General features: G+C 70.5%; 10 protein-coding genes. 7 read left to right on the top strand and 3 right to left on the bottom strand.

Annotation, left to right across the window (positions count from 1 at the left end; genetic code table 11):
* Window positions 1–17 precede the first annotated feature (17 nt).
* The gene (gene ntrC / locus CURTO8I2_RS10645; protein WP_159681048.1) at window positions 18–1,433 is read right to left on the bottom strand and encodes a nitrogen regulation protein NR(I); all 1,416 of its coding nucleotides are present in this window, start codon (window positions 1,431–1,433) and stop codon (window positions 18–20) included.
* Window positions 1,430–2,515 carry an ATP-binding protein gene (locus CURTO8I2_RS10650; protein WP_159681049.1) on the bottom strand — a complete coding sequence of 362 codons (1,086 nt, stop codon included), beginning with the start codon at window positions 2,513–2,515 and terminating at the stop codon, window positions 1,430–1,432. The genes ntrC and CURTO8I2_RS10650 overlap by 4 nt, the downstream gene beginning before the upstream one ends.
* An 86-nt stretch (window positions 2,516–2,601) precedes the next feature.
* On the opposite strand from CURTO8I2_RS10650, the gene CURTO8I2_RS10655 reads away from it, so the two are divergent.
* From CURTO8I2_RS10655 to CURTO8I2_RS10680, 6 genes are all read left to right on the top strand, one after another.
* On the top strand, window positions 2,602–5,139 hold the full coding sequence (locus tag CURTO8I2_RS10655) for a hypothetical protein (protein WP_159681050.1): 2,538 nt from the start codon (window positions 2,602–2,604) through the stop codon (window positions 5,137–5,139).
* A gap of 98 nt (window positions 5,140–5,237) precedes the next feature.
* The gene (gene recC, locus CURTO8I2_RS10660; RefSeq protein ID WP_159681051.1) at window positions 5,238–8,618 is read left to right on the top strand and encodes an exodeoxyribonuclease V subunit gamma; all 3,381 of its coding nucleotides are present in this window, start codon (window positions 5,238–5,240) and stop codon (window positions 8,616–8,618) included.
* Window positions 8,615–12,232, top strand: coding sequence for an exodeoxyribonuclease V subunit beta (locus CURTO8I2_RS10665; RefSeq protein ID WP_159681052.1), 3,618 nt, complete (start codon window positions 8,615–8,617; stop codon window positions 12,230–12,232). The genes recC and CURTO8I2_RS10665 overlap by 4 nt, the downstream gene beginning before the upstream one ends.
* Before the next feature lie 526 nt (window positions 12,233–12,758).
* Complete coding sequence (gene recD / locus CURTO8I2_RS10670; protein WP_159681053.1) at window positions 12,759–14,699, top strand: exodeoxyribonuclease V subunit alpha; 1,941 nt, start codon at window positions 12,759–12,761, stop codon at window positions 14,697–14,699.
* Window positions 14,700–14,867: 168 nt separating this feature from the next.
* A complete protein-coding gene (locus CURTO8I2_RS10675; protein WP_159681054.1) occupies window positions 14,868–15,587 on the top strand; it encodes a DUF4329 domain-containing protein in 720 nt (239 codons plus the stop codon).
* A 76-nt stretch (window positions 15,588–15,663) separates the two neighbouring features.
* Window positions 15,664–15,987, top strand: coding sequence for a hypothetical protein (locus CURTO8I2_RS10680; protein WP_159681055.1), 324 nt, complete (start codon window positions 15,664–15,666; stop codon window positions 15,985–15,987).
* 98 nt (window positions 15,988–16,085) lie between these two features.
* Here the strand turns inward: CURTO8I2_RS10680 and CURTO8I2_RS10685 are convergent, their stop codons facing one another.
* Entirely contained in the window at window positions 16,086–17,840 is a 1,755-nt protein-coding gene (locus CURTO8I2_RS10685) for a hypothetical protein (protein WP_159681056.1), read from the bottom strand.
* A gap of 247 nt (window positions 17,841–18,087) precedes the next feature.
* Between CURTO8I2_RS10685 and CURTO8I2_RS10690 the strand changes: the two genes are divergently transcribed.
* Window positions 18,088–18,921 (top strand): restriction endonuclease, encoded by an 834-nt coding sequence (locus CURTO8I2_RS10690; RefSeq protein ID WP_159681057.1) that lies wholly within the window; start codon window positions 18,088–18,090, stop codon window positions 18,919–18,921.
* Window positions 18,922–18,954 lie beyond the last annotated feature (33 nt).

The following is an 18,954-nucleotide window of genomic DNA, read 5'->3' on the forward strand; positions in this document are numbered from 1 at the left end:
GCGTCGATGAAGGGGATTCAACTGCGACGCCGTCGCGCGCCGAGTTTGCGGGTCAGCGTGTTGCGGCCGACGCCCAGACGCAGGGCGGCCTCGGCGCGGCGCCCCCCGGTATGCACCAGCGCGGTTTCCAGCAGCGCGCGATCCAGCCGTTCGCGCGCCTGCGCATGGATGTCGTCGTCGCCGGCGCGCAGCCGCCCATCGGCCCAGGTGCGCAGGACGTCGTCCCAGTCGACCGCGGCGTCGGTGTGGTCGGCGGCCGGCGCGCCCGCGCCCAGCAGGCCGTCGAGATCCTGCGGCGTGACCAGATCGGCCGGCGCCAGCGCCGCCAGGCGCCAGCACAGGTTCTGCAGTTCGCGCACGTTGCCCGGCCAGGCGTGGTCGCGCAGCCGCTGCAGCGCGGCGCGGCCCAGGCGCTTGGGCGGCGCGTCGAGTTTCTCGGCAGCGGCCTGCAGGAAACGCTCGGCGAGCTGGCCGACATCGTCGCGGCGGTCACGCAGCGGCGGCAGCCGCAGGCGCACGACATCCAGGCGATGCAGCAGGTCGGCGCGGAACCGGCCTTCGGCCACCAGCCGCTCGAGGTCCTGGTGGGTCGCGGCGATCACGCGCACGTCGACGCGGATGAGTTCACGGCCACCGACGCGGAAGAATTCGTCCTCGGCCAGCACGCGCAACAGGCGCGTCTGCAGCGAGGCCGGCATGTCGCCGATCTCGTCGAGGAACAGCGTGCCGCCGTCGGCCTGCTCGAAGCGGCCGATGTAGCGCCGCGACGCGCCGGTGAACGCGCCTGCTTCGTGGCCGAACAGCTCGCTCTCCAGCAGTTCGGCCGGAATGGCCGCGGTGTTGAGCGCGACGAAGGGCTTGCGCGCGCGCGGCGATTCGCGGTGCAGCGCGCGCGCGACGAGCTCCTTGCCGGTCCCGGTCTCGCCGGTGACCAGCACCGAGACCGGCGCCTGCGCCAGGCGGCCGATCGCGCGGAACAGCTGACGCATTTCGGGCGCGTCGCCGACCAGCGCGTCGCTGTCGCCGGTCGGCTGCGGGGCGTCGTCGGGCGCGGTGTCGTGGTCGCCGAGCACACGCGCGGCAAGCGCGACCGCCTCGTCGAGATCGAAGGGCTTGGACAGGAATTCGTGCGCGCCGCCGCGGAACGCACCGGCGGTGCTGGCGACATCGGTATAGGCCGACATCACCACGACCGGCAGCTGCGGATGCTGCTGTTTCAGGCCATCAAGCAGTTGCAGGCCCGAATCGCCGGGCATGCGCACATCGGTGAACAGCATGTCCGGCGGCGGTCGCTGGGCCAGTGCATCACGCACGGCCTGGGCGCTGTCGAAGCCGGACACGTCGTAGCCGGCCTCGCTGAGCGCCGTGGCGAGCACGAAGCGGACGGAGCGGTCGTCATCGACGACCCAGACGCGCGGGGCGGGCGAACTCATGCGGCAGGCGCCTCCGGCGCATCGGCAGTGACGGGGGCGGTCGGCGTCTCCTCGACGGGAAACGGCAGCTGCAGGGTGAACACGGTGTGCCCGGGGCGCGAGCGGTAGACCAGCGCGCCACGGTGTTCGCGGGCGACCTGCTGCGCCATCGCCAGTCCAAGACCGCTGCCGTCGGGACGTCCCGACACCAGCGGCAGGAAGATCTGCTCGACCATGTCCTCGGGCACGCCGCGGCCGTCGTCGATGACCTCCAGCCGCAGCACCATCGCGTGCACCTCGTCGCCGATCCGCACGCCGAGCGCGGCACGGGTGCGCAGGGTGATGTTGGCGGCGCCGGCCTGGATCGCGTTGCGGACGAGGTTCCAGACGGTCTGGGTGAGGCGGTCGGGATCGCCCGAGAGTTCCGGCAGACTGGGGTCGTAATCGCGGATCATGCGCACCGCCCAGCCGGCATCGGCCTCGGCCAGACGCAGCACCTGTTCCAGCACGCCATGGATGTTGAGCGCGCGATGCGGCGTGGGCGCGCGCGGCGAGAGCAGCTGGTCGACCAGCGCACCCAGACGCGCGACTTCGGTATCGACCAGGGCCACCAGCTCGCGCGATTCGCCGTCGCTGACCCGGCGCGCCAGCAGCTGCGCCGCGCCCTTGAGGCCGGCCAGCGGATTGCGCAGTTCGTGCGCCAGCCCGCGCAGCGCCGCCGACAGCGCGAGCGGCATCGCGAGTGTCGGATCGGCGCCGGGGAATTCGTCGACCGGATGCGCTTCGAGCAGCAACCCGCCGTCGGCCTCGCGCGACAGCCAGGCATCGGCGAAACGCGGCTCGCCGCCGAGGAAGGCCAGCACCAGCCGGCGCACGCGCATCGGGCCATCGGCGGGATCGCCGGGCGTACGCAGGGCGAGGCGCAGGACGTCGCCGTCCACTTCCAGCGCTGCCAGCGGCTGGTCGATCAGGCGCTTGCGCCCCACCCCCAGCCAGCGCGCGAACGCCACGTTGCAGGTGCGGATGCGCCCGTCCGCGCCGGCCCAGAGCAGCGGCGTGGTCAGTGCATCGAAGGGCTGCGGCGGTGGGGTTTCGTCGGCCATGCACCAATGTAGTGCATCGGACACCGGCGCCGACAGATGCACGGCGCCTGCTTTCGGGCCCTCCCCCGTTCACGGGGGAGGGTTGGGTGCCCACCCTCGAGGTGCTGCGGCAGGTCGATCCGACGACGACCGGCCGTGCGCTCGATGCGATGACGCCCGAGCAGCAGGCCGCGTTGACCGAGGACGTGGCGGGCCTGAGCGTCACCGACCGCACCGATCTGTTGAACGGACTCGCGTCGCAGCTCGACGCCGGCCAGATGCAGCGGCTGGAGCCGGTGTTCGGCGCCGATGCGGTGCTGTCCGCGGTGCAGACCCGCAGTCCGGCCGCGGTGCGCGAGACCTACGAGCAACAGGCCGGCGCCGGCCCCGCCGTCACGACCGCCGAGCCGTCGGGCCGCACATCGACCCAGCAGGTGGCCGACGCCGCCAACGACTACGCCGGGCGTGTCGAAGGCCAGGGCATCATGGCGCAGCACGCGCTGGGCGATCTGATGGCCGCCAACGCCGGCGACCCGGCCTATCTCGCCGAACTGGTGCGCCTGGCCAAGGACGACGGCGTGCTCGCACAGGTGGTCAGCCCGATGTACGGCGGGCTGTTCGAACGCGACGACAGCGGCTACGTCGTGACCAACGCCAACGCCTCCTTCGATGCCGATGCGCGCCGCGAGGGATTCGCGCTGGCGATCGGCGCGGCGGTCGACCGCGGCGTACTGTCGGAGACCGACGTGCGCGCGCTCGGCAACCAGCAGGCCGGCTGGACCGACGTGGCCGGCCGCGCCGGCATCGGCCAGGTCGGCGCCACCGACGCGACCCGCGCCACGGCGAGCGATCTGGGCAACGTACTCGACACCTATACCGACGCGGCCGACGACGTCGCCAAGCTCGACGAGCAGCTCGGCGGACTGCTGGCCCAGGCTGGCCCGATGACGCCCGAGCAGCAGGCGGCCTTCGTCACCGCCTTCCGCACCGATCCGGAGAACGTCGGCACCTATACGCGTCTGACCGAGGCCACGGCCGCGCTGGCCGACCACGTCTCGCAGAACACCGACGCCGTGCTCGACGCCGCCGTGCGCGATCCCGCCGTCGCCCAGCAGGTCGTCGAGGCGATGACCGGGCTGGCGCAGGACGGCCGCGGCGAGGAAGTCATCGCCCTGCTGACCCAAATCAACGCCGGCGGGCCGACCTCGGCGCTGGCGGAAGCCTTCGCCGGTTTCGAGGAACTCTCGGGCCCGGTGCTCGAGGACGCGGCGTCCTCGGCGATGGCACAACTGCTCGAGCGCAACAACGGCGACGTGTCGGCGGCTTCGGCGCAGTTCCAGACCGCATTCCAGAGCCTCGTGCAGGCGTGGCCGGCGAAGGCCGGCGTCGACGATTTCCGCATCGGCTCGCAGCTGCTCAACGCCGCCGCCGGCGGCGATGTCAGCGCGATGCAGGGCTATCTCAACCAGTACCAGACCGTCTCGCCGATCATGCGCGCCGTCGCCGGTGCGGGCGTGGTGCTGGGCGCCGTCGGCGCGGTCAATGCCGGTACCCACGAGGACTACGTCAACATGGTCGCCGGCTTCGCCCAGTCGGGCGAGAACGCGGCCCGTCTGGTCGCCGGCACCATGGGCGGCATGGCCGCGGTCGGCGAGGCCGCGCAGGCCGCCGGACGCTTCGCGGGCGCGGCCGGCTTCGCCGCCAAGCTCGCGCCGGGCCTGGGCCTGATCGCCAATTCCGCGTCGCTGGCCAACAGCTTCAGCCATGCCGCCGATGGCAATGCCGGCTATGCGATCGCGATGGTCGGCGATGTGATCGGGGTGCTGGGCAGCGCGCTGGAATTCACCCCGGCCGCGCCTGCCGGCTTCCTGCTGTCGGGCATCGGTGCGGTGATCTCGGCCGCGGGTTCGTTCGCCGGCGAGATCATCAACGGCCACGAGCGCCGCGAGACGCTGGAGAAGTACCTGACCGCCGCGGGCGTGGATCCGGAGATCATCGACGAGATGATCAGCGCCTCGTCGCAGCTGTTCGACATGGCCGAGACACTCGATCTCACCCCCGAGCAGGTGCAATCGCTGCTGGTGGCGCATCCCGATATCGGCGGCGCGCCGGGTCTGGCCGGCAAGTTCACCGACGTGGCCGCGGCCGCCGGCATCAGCGGCAGCGATGTGCAGGACTTCGCCGCCGCGCTCGCCGCCGACAATCCGAACTTCGCCTGGGACCTGATGGGCATTGCCTCCTACGCACCCAGCCATCCGGGCGAGGCCGCGACGTTCTATCGCGACTACCTCGAAAGCAGCTATCCGCAAGCGACCACGCTGGCGGAATCGCTGTCGCCGGATCTGTTCGGCGATGCCGCGCAGGCGCGCGAACTGGCGCTGGCCGATTACAACCGCAGCGGCAGTTCGTCCACCTGGGAAATGGACCTCGGCAACCTGCTGAAGAACAACGACGATCCGGCCTATCGCGCCGAGGTGCTGCGCCTGCTTGCCGCGGACGGCGACCAGCGACTGGAGATGTTCGCGCAGATGACCGGCGGTTACGGCGACACCTGGTCCGGCGCGGTGCGCGATTCGGTCGCCGATGCGGTCGAAGCCGGCACGCTGTCCCAGTCGCAGGCCGACCTGGTGCTGGGCTACTTCTGATTCCGACGCGCCGGCGCGCGTAGACGCGGGCGACGTCGAGGGACGTCGACCCGCGCGCGATCTCACGCAGCGAGAGCGCGCTCCTGCATCATGGTGCGATGCCCGACGCCGCACCCGACTTCCGTCTCTACCATTCCAATGCACTGGAAGTGCTGGCGGGCCTGATGGCGCATGCGCTGCGCACGCCGGCGCCGGGGCAGTCGTTGCTGGCGCCGGACGTGGTGCTGATTCCGCAGGTCGCGATGCGGCGCTGGCTGCAGGCCGCGCTCGCCGCGGAACACGGCGTCGCCGCGAATCTGGAGTTCGTGACGCCCGGCGAATTCGTCGGCAAGGCGCTGTCGGCGAATCTCGGTCCACCGACCGACGAACCCGACGCCGCCGCGCTGCGCTGGCATCTGTATGCCGCGCTGATCGATCCGGCCTTCCTCGCCCAGCCCGCGCTGGCCGCGTTGCGCGCGCATGTCGACAGCGTCGATCCGCTGCGGCCATGGGCGCTGGCCGGCGAGCTCGCCTCGGTGTTCGAGAAGTATCAGGCCTGGCGCCGCGACTGGCTGCTGCGTTGGGAAGCGGGCGCGGATGCCGACGATCCGCAGGCGATCCTGTGGCGGCGCATCGCGCGCGGTCGCCAGCATCGCGCGCGGCGCATCCAGCAATATCTCGACCGCTTCGAAAGCGCCGACGCCCCGCTGCCCGTCGGCCTGCCGCCACGGCTGTTCGCGTTCGCCACGCTCAACGTTTCGCCCGACGTGCTGCGCGTGCTGGCCACGCAGGCGCGCGTCGGCACGCTGCATTTCTATGTGCCCTCGCCGAGTCGCGATTACTGGGGCGATCTGCAGCGCGTGCGCGCCGGTGGCGCCGAGGCCGCGCGTACCGAGAATCCATTGCTGCAGGCCTGGGGCCACGCCGGTCGCGATTTCATGGCCGTGCTCGGCAGCTACGAAGTCGTACATCCGGATGTCGAACTGCGCAGCGATGCCGATCCCGGTGAAGGCGGCGGCGAACTGCACGGCAGCCTGCTGCGGCGCCTGCAGTCGGATCTGTTCCAGCGGCTGCCGTCACCGCCGCTGACGCCGGCCGCCGACGATCCGCGCACGCGTTTGCCCGCCTTGCGACGCGACGATCCCAGCCTGCAGGTCCACGCCTGCCACACGCGCCTGCGCGAACTGCAGGTGCTGCACGACCAGCTGCGCGCCTTGTTCGAGGATCCGCGTTTCGATCCGCCGCTGCAGCCGCGCGACATCGCGGTGCTGGCGCCCGACATCGATCCCTACATCCCGTATCTGGATGCGGTGTTCGGCGGTCGCGGTAGAGAAGACTCGATTCCGTATGCGTTGGCCGATGCCAGCCCGCTCGCCGGCGAACCGCTGGCCGATGTCTTCCTGCGCCTGCTGGCGCTGCCGGTCGCACGTTTCGGACTGGAGGAAACGCTGGACCTGCTGGCGAGTCCGCCGCTGGCCGAATCCGCCGGGCTCGATGCCGGTGCGTTCGCGCGGTTGCATGCCTGGCTGTTCGCGGCCGGTGCGCGCTGGGGCATCGACGCTGCGCATCGCGCGCGCCTCGATGCGCCGGCCGATGACGCCTACACCTGGGCGTTCGCGCTCGACCGTCTGCTGCTCGGCCACGCCAGCGGCAGCGATGCACCGATCGCGACGGCATCAGGCCAGCTCATCGCTCCCTTGCCCGAACTCGAAGGCAGCGCGCTCGATGCGCTCGACACGCTGGTCCGCCTGCTGCGCGTGCTCGCACGTCATGCCGACCTGCTCGGCGAGGCGATGCCGCCCGAGGCCTGGCGCGATCGCCTGCTGCGCCTGCTCGACGCGCTGCTGCCGAAGCCGCCGTCTGCGCCCGCCACCCAGCGCGCACTCGATCGCCTGCGCAGCCTGATCGACGCCTTCGCCGCCGACGCCACGCGCGCCGGCTTCGATGCACCGGTGCCATCGGAGGCCGTGCGTGCGCATTTCGCCGCCGTGCTCGGCGAAGCGGATACGCGCGCGCCACTGCTGACCGGCGGCGTCAGCGTCGGTCGCATGGTGCCGATGCGCCTGCTGCCGTTCCGTGCGATCTGCCTGCTCGGCATGGACGACGGCGACTTCCCGCGTCGCGATTCCGCGGCAGGGCTCAATCGCCTGACCGCCGAACTCGGCACCGATCGCCGCCAGGTCGGCGACCGCAGCACGCGCGACGACGACCGCTTCCTGTTCCTGCAGCTGTTCGCCGCCGCGCAGGACGTGTTCTACGTCAGCTACCAGGGCGCGGACCCGCGCGACGGCAGCGTGCGCGAGCCCTCGGTGCTGGTGACCGAACTGCTGGCCGCCGCCGATGCACAGCACGCGCCGGACGCGCATGCGGCGGACGACCTCGTCGTGCATCACCCGCTGCAGCCGTTCGCGCCCGCCGCATTCGGCGCCGGTGACGAGCCGCGCCGGTTCTCGTACCGCCAGCAGTGGTGGCAGGCCGCGTCGCAGCCCGCGCAGCGTCGTGTCGCGCTGCCGGCGTGGTTCGACGGCACGCCGCTGCCGCCGATCGAAGAAGCGGACGATGCGCTGTCGCTCGATGCGCTGCGGCGCTTCCTGCAGGCACCGGCGGAGACCTTCCTGCGCCAGCGGCTCGGCATGCGGCTGGCCGAGGTCGACACGCTCGAAGGCGACGTCGAACCGTTGCTCGCGCCTGGCCGCGGCCTCGCGAAACAACAGCTGCAGCGCGCGGTGTTCGAAGCGCGACTGCGCGGCGACGACGATGCGACCACGCAGGCTCTGCTGCGCGCACGCGGGCTGTTGCCGTCGGGGCCACTGGGGCGTCGCACGCTCGATGCGGCGCGACGCGAGGTCGACGGTTACGCCGAGGCGTTCCGTGCCTGGCGTGGTGATGCGGTGGCCGAATCCCCTCGCATCGAGGCCGAGATCGACGGTGTGCGCCTGCACGGGCGGCTCGGCGACGTGTATCCGCACGGCATCGCGCGCATCCGCTTCGATGCGCCGAACGGGAATTCCGCGATCCGCGACGGCCTCGACTGGCTGCTCGCCAGCGCGGCCGGACGCGACACACCGCTGGTGCAGTTCCATGACGGCGGCGATGCGGGCGTTGGTCCGCACACACGCGCCACGCTCGCACCGCACGAGGCCCGCGCCCTGCTCGCGCAGCTGATGGCCCTGCGCGCCCAGGGCCTGCGCGCGCCACTGCCGTTCGCACCCTACAGCGGCTGGGAACTGTTCAACGCGCCGACACTCGAACGCGGTCTTTCGAGCGCGGCGAAGAAGTGGCACGGCAGCGACCGCAGCTGGGGCGAAGGCAATACCGAAGCGCTGCGCCTCGCGCTGCGCGGACGCGATCCGTTTACCGACGAGGCCACGCAGGTCGCGTTCGTCGATCAGGCACTGACGGTCTTCAGCGCGGTCGTCTCCGGCATGGTCTACGGCGGCACCGATCTCGACGCGCTGCGCGCGATCGCCGCGGCACTCGACGTGGAGGACTCGGAATGACCGGCACCGATCCCTACCTGCTGCTGCCGCTCGACGGCGTGCGCGCCATCGAGGCCTCGGCCGGTACCGGCAAGACGTTCACGCTGGCGACGCTGGTCGTGCGCCTCGTCGTCGAAGGCGGTCTGCGCGTCGGCGAAATTCTCGCCGTGACCTTCACCGAGGCCGCGACCCAGGAACTGCGCAGCCGCATCCACAAACGTCTGAAGATGGCCGAGGCGCTGGTCGAGGTCGACATCGGCGACGACGCCTCGCCCGAGACCGTGCTGACCAGTGCCGTCCTCACCCAGCATCTCGCGCGCGGCGAGGAAAGCGCCGATGCGCTGCGGCGTCGCCTGCGCGCGGCGGCCGACGAGACCGATCTCGCGGCGATCTTCACCATCCACGGCTTCTGCGCACGCGCGCTGCGCGAACACGCGCTGGAAGCCGGGCAGGGTTTCGACGCGCCGGAGTTGATGGCCAGCGACACCGCGTTGCGCGAGGCCATCGCTGCCGATCTGTGGCGCTCGCACGGCGTCGAACCCGATGCCGCCGACGATCTGCTGAGCCTGTGGTCCGGCGGCCCGATCGCGCTCGCCGGCGATCTGTCGCCGCTGGTGCGCGAACGCTTATTGCGACCCGCACTGGCCGAACTTCCGGACGATCCCGCGCCGCGTGTGCGCGCTGCCGGTGCCGCGCTCGCGCATGCCTTCCACGCGCATGGCGACGACTTCCGCGCGTCGCTGATCGCGGCCGTCGACAACAAGATCCTGCATGGCGCCAGCTACAAGGCCGACTGGATCACCGCGCTGTTCAATGATCTGCGCACCTGGTGCGCAGCCGGCGATCACGACGCGCCCTTCCAGCACGCCAAGCTGCCGCAGCTGCGCCGTGACCGGTTGATCGAGAAAACCAACAAGACCGCCAAGGGGCCGACGCCGGACTCGCCGGTGTGCGACGCGATTCCCGCGTATCTCGATGCGCTCGACGAGATCGCCGAGTGGCAGGACGTGCGCCGCGTCGAACTGCTGCACCGCCTGCGCGACGACGCGCGCGCCCGTGTCGAGCGCTTCAAGCAGCAGCAGCGCGTGCAGACCTACGACGATCTGATCGACCGCGTCGCCGACGCCGTCGACGGGCCGCAGGCCGACGCGCTGATCGCGCAGCTGCGCGCGCAGTACCGGGTCGCGCTGGTCGACGAATTCCAGGACACCGATCCACGCCAGTGGCGGATCTTCGAACGTGTGTTCGGCGTCGCCAGTGGCGCACCGGCGCTGTTCGTCATCGGCGATCCCAAGCAGGCGATCTACGGCTTCCGCGGTGGCGACGTCGAAACCTATCTCGCCGCGCAGGCCTCGGCCGAGCGCGCGCCGCCGCTCGCGCTGAACTTCCGCTCGCGCCCCGGCGTACTGCGCGCGGTGGCGGCGCTGTACGCACAGGCCGATGCGAGCGGCCATCCGCCATTCGTCGACGCCCGCATCGCGTTTCGCGAGGTCGCACCCGGCGGCGTGCGGCGCGACGACGACTATCTGCGTGGCGGCGTGCCTGCGCCCGCGCTCACGCTGTGGCAGGCGCCCGATCCGCCGCCCGACCACAAGGGCAAGGTCAAACCCTGGAGCGCCGGCCGCTCGCGCGAACTCGCGACGCAGGCCTGCGTCGCCGAGATCCATCGCGTCCTCACCGAGGCGCGCGCGGGCACGGCGCTGATTGAAGGCCGGCCGGTGCAGCCCGGCGACATCGCGGTGCTGGTGCGCTCGCACAGCGAGGCCACGCGCATCCGCGCCGCGCTGGCGATGGTCGGCATTCCGGCGGTCGCCGCCGGCAAGCAGAGCCTGTTCGCGACCGCGGAAGCGCGCGACGTGCATGCCCTGCTGCTCGCACTGCTGCACGGCGCCGACGACGGCCGTCTGCGCATGGCGCTGTCGACGGTGCTGATCGGCGAGGACGCGACGCAGGTTGCCGCGCTCGATGCGGACGGCGATGCGCTGCGCGCGTGGCAGCTGGCCGCGCTCGGCTGGCGCGACCGTCTGCAGCGCGGCGGACCGCTGGCCCTGATCACCGACCTGTGCGCCGCGCACGCGGGCCGTCTGCTCGGCCTGCTCGATGGCGAGCGTCGCCTGACCAACTACCTGCAGCTCGCCGAACTGCTGCAGGAAGCGCAGGCGCATGCGCTGGGCCTGCATGGTCTGGTCGACTGGCTGTCGCGCGCGATCGCATCCGCCAGCAGTGACGACGACAGCCAGCTGCTGCGCCTCGAATCCGACGCGCGCCGGGTACAGGTGGTCACGCTGCACAAGAGCAAGGGCCTGGAATATCCGCTGGTCTTCCTGCCGTTCGCCGGCATCGGCGGCAAGCCGCGCGATGCCGGTCGCCATGTCGCCGTGGCCGACGACGCGGGCCGTGCCCTGCACTGGAAACTGCTGCCGTCGCGCTCGGGCTGGAACGACGCGAAGCAGCGCTGGCAGGACGGCCAGCGCGCCGAAGACGCGCGCCTGCTCTACGTCGGCCTGACCCGCGCGCGGCATGCGCTGTGGATCGCCGGCGGCGCGTTGTACGAGTACGGCAAGGCCGCGATCGCGCACATGATCGCCGCCCCCGACGCGCTCGCCGAGACGCTGGGCACTGCCGTCCGCGTCGACACGCAGCCGTCGCCCGCAGCGCTGCCGTGGCTGCCGCCCGAATCCGAAGAGACCGTGCCGGCCGCGCGCATCGCGACGCGCTCGCTGCTGAGCGACTGGTGGGTCTACAGCTTCACCCAGCTGGCGAATGCCGAATCCGGCCACGACGCATCGAGCGCATCCACGCAGGCCGCGCCCGGTGGTCTGGACGAACCTGCTGTCGATCCCGACGCCGCGCCCGATCCCACGGCTGGCGTCGACGACTACGACCCACGCTTCGCCGGCGCGCGCTTCGGCGTCGTGCTGCACGACGTGCTGGAACGCAGCGACTTCGCGCAGTGGGCCACGTGGACACCCGGCACGCCCGCGCCCGCCAGCGAGACGCACGTCATCGACGCGCGCCTGCGCGCGGCCGGTTACGCGGATGCCGATCTTGACGACGGCATCGATGTGCTGACGCCACTGGTCGGCCAGACGCTGACCGTCACCCTGCCCGAAGGCGTGCGCCTCGCCGATGTGCCGTCCGACGCGCGTCGCCCGGAAATCGAATTCCAGTTCGCCCTCGCACCCACGCGCATCGAGGCCCTGCTCGCGCTGCTGCACGGCCACGACGTGCTGCGTGCCCGCAGCGGCTTCGGCACGCGCCGCCAGCTCGAAGGCCTGATGACCGGCCTGATCGATCTGACCTACGCGCACGACGGTCGCTGGTACGTGCTCGACTACAAGACCAACCGTTTGCCTGGCTACGGCCCCGCGCAACTCGACGCCGCGATGGCGCACAGCGAATACGACCTGCAGGCGCTGATCTACACCGTCGCGCTGCACCGCTGGCTGCGCTTCCGCCTGGGCGACGGCTACGACTACGCGCGTGACTTCGGTGGCGTGCGGTATCTGTTTTGTCGCGGCTTGGATGCCACGCGCGACGATGCGCCGGGCGTGCAGGCGTGGCGGTTCGCGCCGGAACTGGTGGATGCGCTGGATGCGTTGTTTGCGGGGCGGGATGTGGGGGTGGCGGCGTGAATGCCGGACGCTCAATCTATTTCGAGCACGCGCAGGATCAGAGCTATCCCCCGCACGCGGGGGGTGAGAGCGATCCGTGTGCGCGGCACTGCCGCGCGGATCGATCGAACGACCGGCGCGCTGCGCCGGGCCGGACGGGTTGGGTGGGGGCAGACCATCAGCGCATGGAAGCGTTCATCGCGCGACAAACCTTCATGCCTGAGCTCTCTCCATCCGTGACCGGACCCTTCGCCCCCATCCCAACCTTCCCCCGCAGGCGGGGGAAGGCGCTGTGTTCTCGCTCAATTGAGCTGATCGCGCAGCGCGCTGCGCCGGGCCGGACGGGTTGGGCCGATCAAAGCCCTCCCCCGCTTGCGGGGGAGGGTTGGATGGGGGCGAACCGTCAGCGCATGGAAGCGTTCATCGCGCGACCAACCTTCATGCCTGAGCTTTCTCCATCCGCAATCGGACCCTTCGCCCCCATCCCAACCTCCCTCCGCACGCGGGGGACTGGGCGGTTCGCCGCTATCTGTCCGGCTGTCGCCCCATGAGCACCCCCGCCCTCCTCAAAAGTCTCCGCGACGCCGGCGCCCTGCGCACGCTCGACAACGCGCTCGCGCAGTCGCTGCGTCGGCTCGATCCCGCCACGCCCGACAGCGTGCTCGCCGCCGCCGCGCTGGCATCGCTCGCGGTCGCCAACGGCCATGCGGGATTCGATCCCGCCGCGCCGCAGCGTCTGGTCGAGGCCGACATCGACTGGCCCGCAGCCGACATCTGGCGCGCCGACCTCGATGCCTCGCCGTGGATCTCGCAACCCGACGAGGCCGACGCCGAATCCATCGCCGACACGCCACTGGTCTTCGAACACGGCCTGCTCTACCTGCGTCGCTATCGCGAATACGAACGCCAGCTCGCGCTGGGCCTGCGCCGTATCGGCGCGCACAGGCCGAAAGGCGGCGACCTTGACGCACTTGCGCCGCTGTTCGCGCAGCTGTTTCCCGATGCGCGCACCGGCGACGACCTGCAGGCCCGCGCTGCGGCGGTCGCGCTCCGCCATAACCTGGTCCTCGTGACCGGTGGCCCGGGCACCGGCAAGACCACGACGATCACCCGTCTGCTGGCCTTGCTCGCCGCGCTGGCGCTGCAGGCCGGACACCCCGCGCCGCGCATCGCGCTGGCCGCGCCGACCGGCCGCGCCGCCGAGCGCATGGCCGAAAGCGTGCGCAAGGCCGTGCAGGCGCTCGCCGCAGCCGGTGTCGATGCCGCCCTGCTCGAGGTGCTGCCCACCGCCGGCACCACGCTGCACCGCCTGCTCGGCACGATTCCCGACAGCCCGCGCTTCCGCCACCACGCCGACAATCCGCTGCCGTTCGATGTCGTTGTCGTCGACGAAGCGTCGATGATCGATCTGCCGCTGATGGCCAAACTGGTCGACGCCGTCGCCGATGGCGCGCGGCTCGTGCTGCTCGGCGATCCCGACCAGTTGCCGTCGGTCGAGGCCGGCGACGTGCTCAGCGGCATCCTGCGTGCGGCCGGGGATGGCACCGGCATCGCCGATGACGACGACGCTGCATTGCAGGCACTGCTCGGTGCATCCGGGCATCGCCCCGGCGACGACCGGGAACCGGCGACTGCCGCAACCGATGCGCGCGCATTCCCCGGCCGCCGCATCCACCTGCAACGCGGCTACCGCCAGAGCGCCGCCCTCGATCTCGCGCCGCTCGCCACGGCCGTGCGCGAAGGTGATGCCGAGACCGCGCTGTCGCTGCTGCGCACCGGTGAACTCGCCGGCGTGCACTTCCACGAAGGCCAGTCCGACCCCCTCGCCGCGCACCGCGACCAGCTGCTCGCGCACTGGATCGCACTCGCCGACACCCGCGATCCCGCCGAAGCGCTCGCACGTGCCGGTCGCCTGCGCATCCTCACCGCGGTGCGCGAAGGGCCACAGGGCGCGCGCGGGCTCAATGCGCGCATCGAAGAGCTGCTCGGCGGCACCACGCGACGCGGCGCCGGGCCGGGGTATTTCCACGGCAGACTGTTGCTGGTGACCGAGAACAGCTACCGCCACCGCCTGTTCAACGGCGACATCGGCATCTGTCTGGCCGATCACAGCGGTGTCGTGATGGCCTGGTTTCCGGGCGACGACCCACGGCATCCGCGGCCGTTCCACCCCGCCGCGTTGCCGGCGCACGACAGCGCGTTCGCGATGACCGTGCACAAGGCGCAGGGCAGCGAATTCGACACCGTGTGGCTGGTGCTGCCGGACCGGTTCAATCGCGTGCTGTCGCGCGAACTCGTCTACACCGGCATGACCCGCGCGCGCAGCGGCCTGCATGTCGTGACGGGCGCGCCGATCCTGCGCCACGCACTCGCCCGCCATGCAGGCCGCTGGTCGGGACTGGGCTGGCGGCTGGGCGCACCGGATGCGGTGTCGCCGCCGGCGCCGCGCGCGTCCGATGCACCACCGCACCAGGGCGCGCTGTTCTGATCACGCGCCCATGCGCGCATCGGGACGCACGCGCCTGACCGGTGCGATACATGCGGATCGGACACGCCTGCCCCCGGGTACGTCGCGGTCGCGCTAGGGGCAGCCCTAGCTTGTCCGGCCACGCCGGCCCGGACACGCTGCAGGCAATATCGGCTGAGGTTGGACCCCATGCACATCGACTCCTTCGGCGGCGGCGCTGCCGCCGCGATCCGGGACATCGCCGCCGCGCAGGCGGTCACGGCGCGCGACAACCCGCGCTACGAGCAGGTCGTGAACACCCTGGTGTCTTCCGACGCCACGCAGGCGCAGCGCGACCACGCCTACGACCTCGTCGCCGGTATCGAAACCACCGACCAGGTCTGCTACACAGACGAAGCACTCACCGAACGCGCCGCCGGCGCGATCGCCGACGACCGAACCGTGCCGGTCAACATCGCCGAAGTCGCGCCGCTGGTGCCGCCGGGCACCGTGCTCGGCCCGTTCGACACCGGCGACGCCGCGGCCGTCGCGATGATGGAATATTCGAACCCGCTGTCGATCCAGGCCAACCTGGAGAACGGCGGCCTCGTGTTCCGCGATCCCGACAGCGGCCAGTATTTCGTGTCCACGCCGATGGGCGGCACGCTCGACGGCTTCGATCCGAGCCAGGTGCCGCAGCCCGACGGCATGGAGCTGCACGCCTGCTATCACGGCCATGCGGACTACTCGAAAGCCGATGGCACCCGCACCGATCTGGCCGGCGACGAGTTCAACAGCGACCAGTTCTCCAGCCAGGACAAGCGCGTCGCCGACGGCGGTTACTGGGGCTCGGTGATCTACGTCTCCACACCGGGTGGCGACTTCCGAAAGTATGATTCGGCCACGCGCCAGGACACGGTGATCAACTGATGGCGCAGCGTCGCCCGCCGGGCGCCGCTCCCTTTGCACCGGAGGTCACTCCATGGTCTTCCACAGGATCCTGCTCATGAGCACGCTCGCCTTCTCCGCCCTCGCCGCACAGGCGGCCCAGGGCACCACGCCCACGCCGGTCGAACTCGATGGCGCACGCGCCGCTGCCCTCGCCGCCGCCGTGCCGGTGTTCCACGACAAGCAGCCCGATGCCGATCTCGCGCAGTTCCACGTGCACGTGCATCCCGCCGCGGACGGCACGTTCCAGGTGGTGTTCGAGCCCCGTCAGGCCAGTGACGCCGCGCCGACGCTGGGCGGCCGCACGTCGCACGGGCGCGAACTCAACGTGTGGATCAAGGCCGCCGACAACACGCTCGAGCGGATCGCGTTCGCACGCTGATCCGAGCCGGCAACGGCGCCGCTGCCAGGCGGCTCTGCAGATGTCATCCCCCCGATGCCCCGGCCCATGCCGGGGCATCGTCGTTCCGGGCCTCGCGATCAGGCCTTCACCAGCTGGGAGGCCTCCTTCACGATGTCAGAGCGGATGCCCACATTGCCGTCGCCGTCCAGGCCGCGCAGCAGCTGGTCCTCGATGAAGCTGTTGGCGTTCTCGCGGAATTCCGCCAGATACTGGTCCTGATAGTCCGACTTGCCCAGCAGCTCGACCATCTTGTCCTTGAACACATCGACGCTGTTCTCGTCGATCACCCCGCTCACGGAGTCGGACGCGCTGTCGAAGATCTTGGTCACGCCGCTGTTCTCGCCGAAGACCTTGGTGATGCCGGACTTGAGGTTGTCGGTGAACACGCCGCCCGGCGACGGCACCATGCCGACGAAGAAGTTGAGCATCTTCATCATGTCGGCCTGGCGTGCGGCGTCGTCTTCGGCCTTGTCGGCGAATCCGTTGAGCACCGCCTGCTCGGTCGAGGCGACCGCATGGGTCAGCCGGAGTTCGTTGACGCGCATGCGGTCGTCGTTGTTGTCCTCGCGTGCGGTCACGAAATCCTTGGCCCAGCCGTCCGACAGCTTGGTCAGCGATTGCAGCACATCGGGCGCGGCGTCGTTGGTCGGTGACAGGCCGGTCAGCCGCGTCAGATTGGCCATCGTCTGCACGTTGCGCTCGGTATTGGTGATGTTGCTGCCGTCGTGGATGCCCGACTCACCCAGCCCGTTGAACTCGAAGATCTCGCCGGCCTTCTTCGTCACCAGTTCGTTCACCGCCTCCTGCCGGCCGGCCTTGGGAATGTTCTGGTCGTCGAAGAAGCCGTTGTCGCCCCAGGGGTTGTTCTCGGACTGGTCGAGGATCACCTCGGCCAGATCCGCCGCGTGGCTGCGCGAGTCACCGGCATACACACTGGACGGGTCGTTCGCCACGGCGCGGATGATGATCTCCATCGGATCGCGGTTGTAACTGTCGGGCAGATGGCTGTCCTCGCGGTCGAGCCACGCATTGTCGGTGGTGACCTTGCTGAAGTTCTCGCTGACATCCTGGATGGCCTGCGCGCGCTTTTCGCTGTCCACGCCGTGCAGGATGTTGTTCACCACCTCGTGCTTGTCACCGGCGTGGTCGGCTGCATTGAGCAGCAGGCCAAGGTAATCGCCACGGTCGTCGCTGCCGGTCTTCGTCGAGCCGACCGTGCCCGCCTGCAGCTGGTCGATGGTGAACGTCTCGATGAAATCCGCGAATGCGCTGCTGCGCGTATCGCTCTCGCCCAGGCCGTTGAGGAAGCGTTCCAGCACCTCGCCGGACGTGTTGTTGTTCTCCACGCGACCGCCGCCCAGGCTGATGAGGCGCTCACTGCCCTTCATCTCCACCTCGCCACTGACGCCGTCCATTTCCATGAAGCGCCAGGTGTTTTCGGTGTCCGCCTTGCCGGCGGTATACGCCGCGCCGAACGCCTCGAGCACCTGCTGGCGCTGCGCGGTGGTGATGTCGCCGTTGTCGACGAGCTTGTCCAGACGGCCGCCCTGCAGCCAGGAATCCGATCGCGTGGCGCCGGGATCGTTCTCGAGAATCGCGCCGATGAAACGGCCGCGGTCCTCCACGCTCATGTCGGGCAGGAAATCGTTCGCCAGCGCGGTCAGGCGCTTGTCGTAGTCGTCCTTGCCCTTGCGGTCGCCGACCGCGTGCAGTTCCTTCGCCATGTCCTGCAGCTCGGACTGGTCGGGCGATGCCTGCTCGGGCAGGCCGCCGGCGGCGGCGATCTCCCGCAACTGGTTGACGATGCTGATCGGATCGAGAACGTTGGCCATGTGACGGCTCCTTGTATGACGACGGGTGCGTGCATGTACGGGTTCGACTGTCGCCGCACGCCCCGACGCCCGATACCGGGCTGGCCCTAGGGCACACACCCCGTGTTCCGTTGCCCGCAAGGAACATGGCTGCGGGGTGTCACTCGATTGACCACACGCGGTGCAGGCATGCGCGCGCCGCGCCTGTGACCGCTTTCACAGCTTCGCCCTTCGCGCTAAGGTCAGCCGCAGGGGAAGGGGGATTCGCATGGGACGCGGACGTCGTGGGTTTTTCGACGACTTGATCAAACTGCCGTGGTCGGTCGCACTGGTCGTCGGCGGTATCGGCTATGCCGTCATCCGGCACGGCGTGCCCGCGTTCTTCGCGCGGCAGGACGGGCCGTTCGCGCAAGGACTGGCGAATGCAAGTGCATCGCTCGCGCCGCTTGCGTGGATGTTCCTTGCCGTCTGCGCGCTCTGTGCATTGGCCGCATTCGCCAACGCACGCAAACGGCGCCGCCTGCTCGACACACGCACTGGGCTCGACAGCCTCGCCGCCATCGGCTGGCGCGATTTCGAACGCCTCGTCGGCGAGGCGTTCCGTCGTCAGGGCTACAGCGTCGAGGAAACCGGCCTGGGCGGCGCCGACGGCGGCATCGATCTGATCCTGCGCAAGGGCGGCCGAGCCACGCTGGTGCAGTGCAAGCAATGGCGCCGCGAACAGGTACCGGTGAATATCGTGCGCGAGATGTACAGCCTGCTCGCCCACCACGGCGCACACGCCGTACGCATCGCGACCGTCGGCGGCTTCACCCAGGACGCCGCGCGCTTCGCACACGGCAAGCCGATCGAACTGATCGACGGCGCCACCCTGCTGGCGATGATCCGCGGCGTGCAGACCGCTGATCGCGCGCCCGGGTCAACACCGGCGCCGGCGCCCCCACCCCGGATTGAACCCGCTTTCGCCGCCGCCACGCCGGTCATTGCAGCGACACCCGACTGCCCACGCTGCGGCAGCGCGATGGTCGAACGCACCAACCGCCGCGCCAACACCATCTTCTGGGGCTGCACCACATTTCCCGCATGCCGCGGCACGCGATGAGCTTTACCCGCGGTGATAGCTGTCTCCCTCCGC

The organism is Luteimonas sp. 9C (genome assembly GCF_902506295.1).
Lineage (GTDB): Bacteria > Pseudomonadota > Gammaproteobacteria > Xanthomonadales > Xanthomonadaceae > Luteimonas.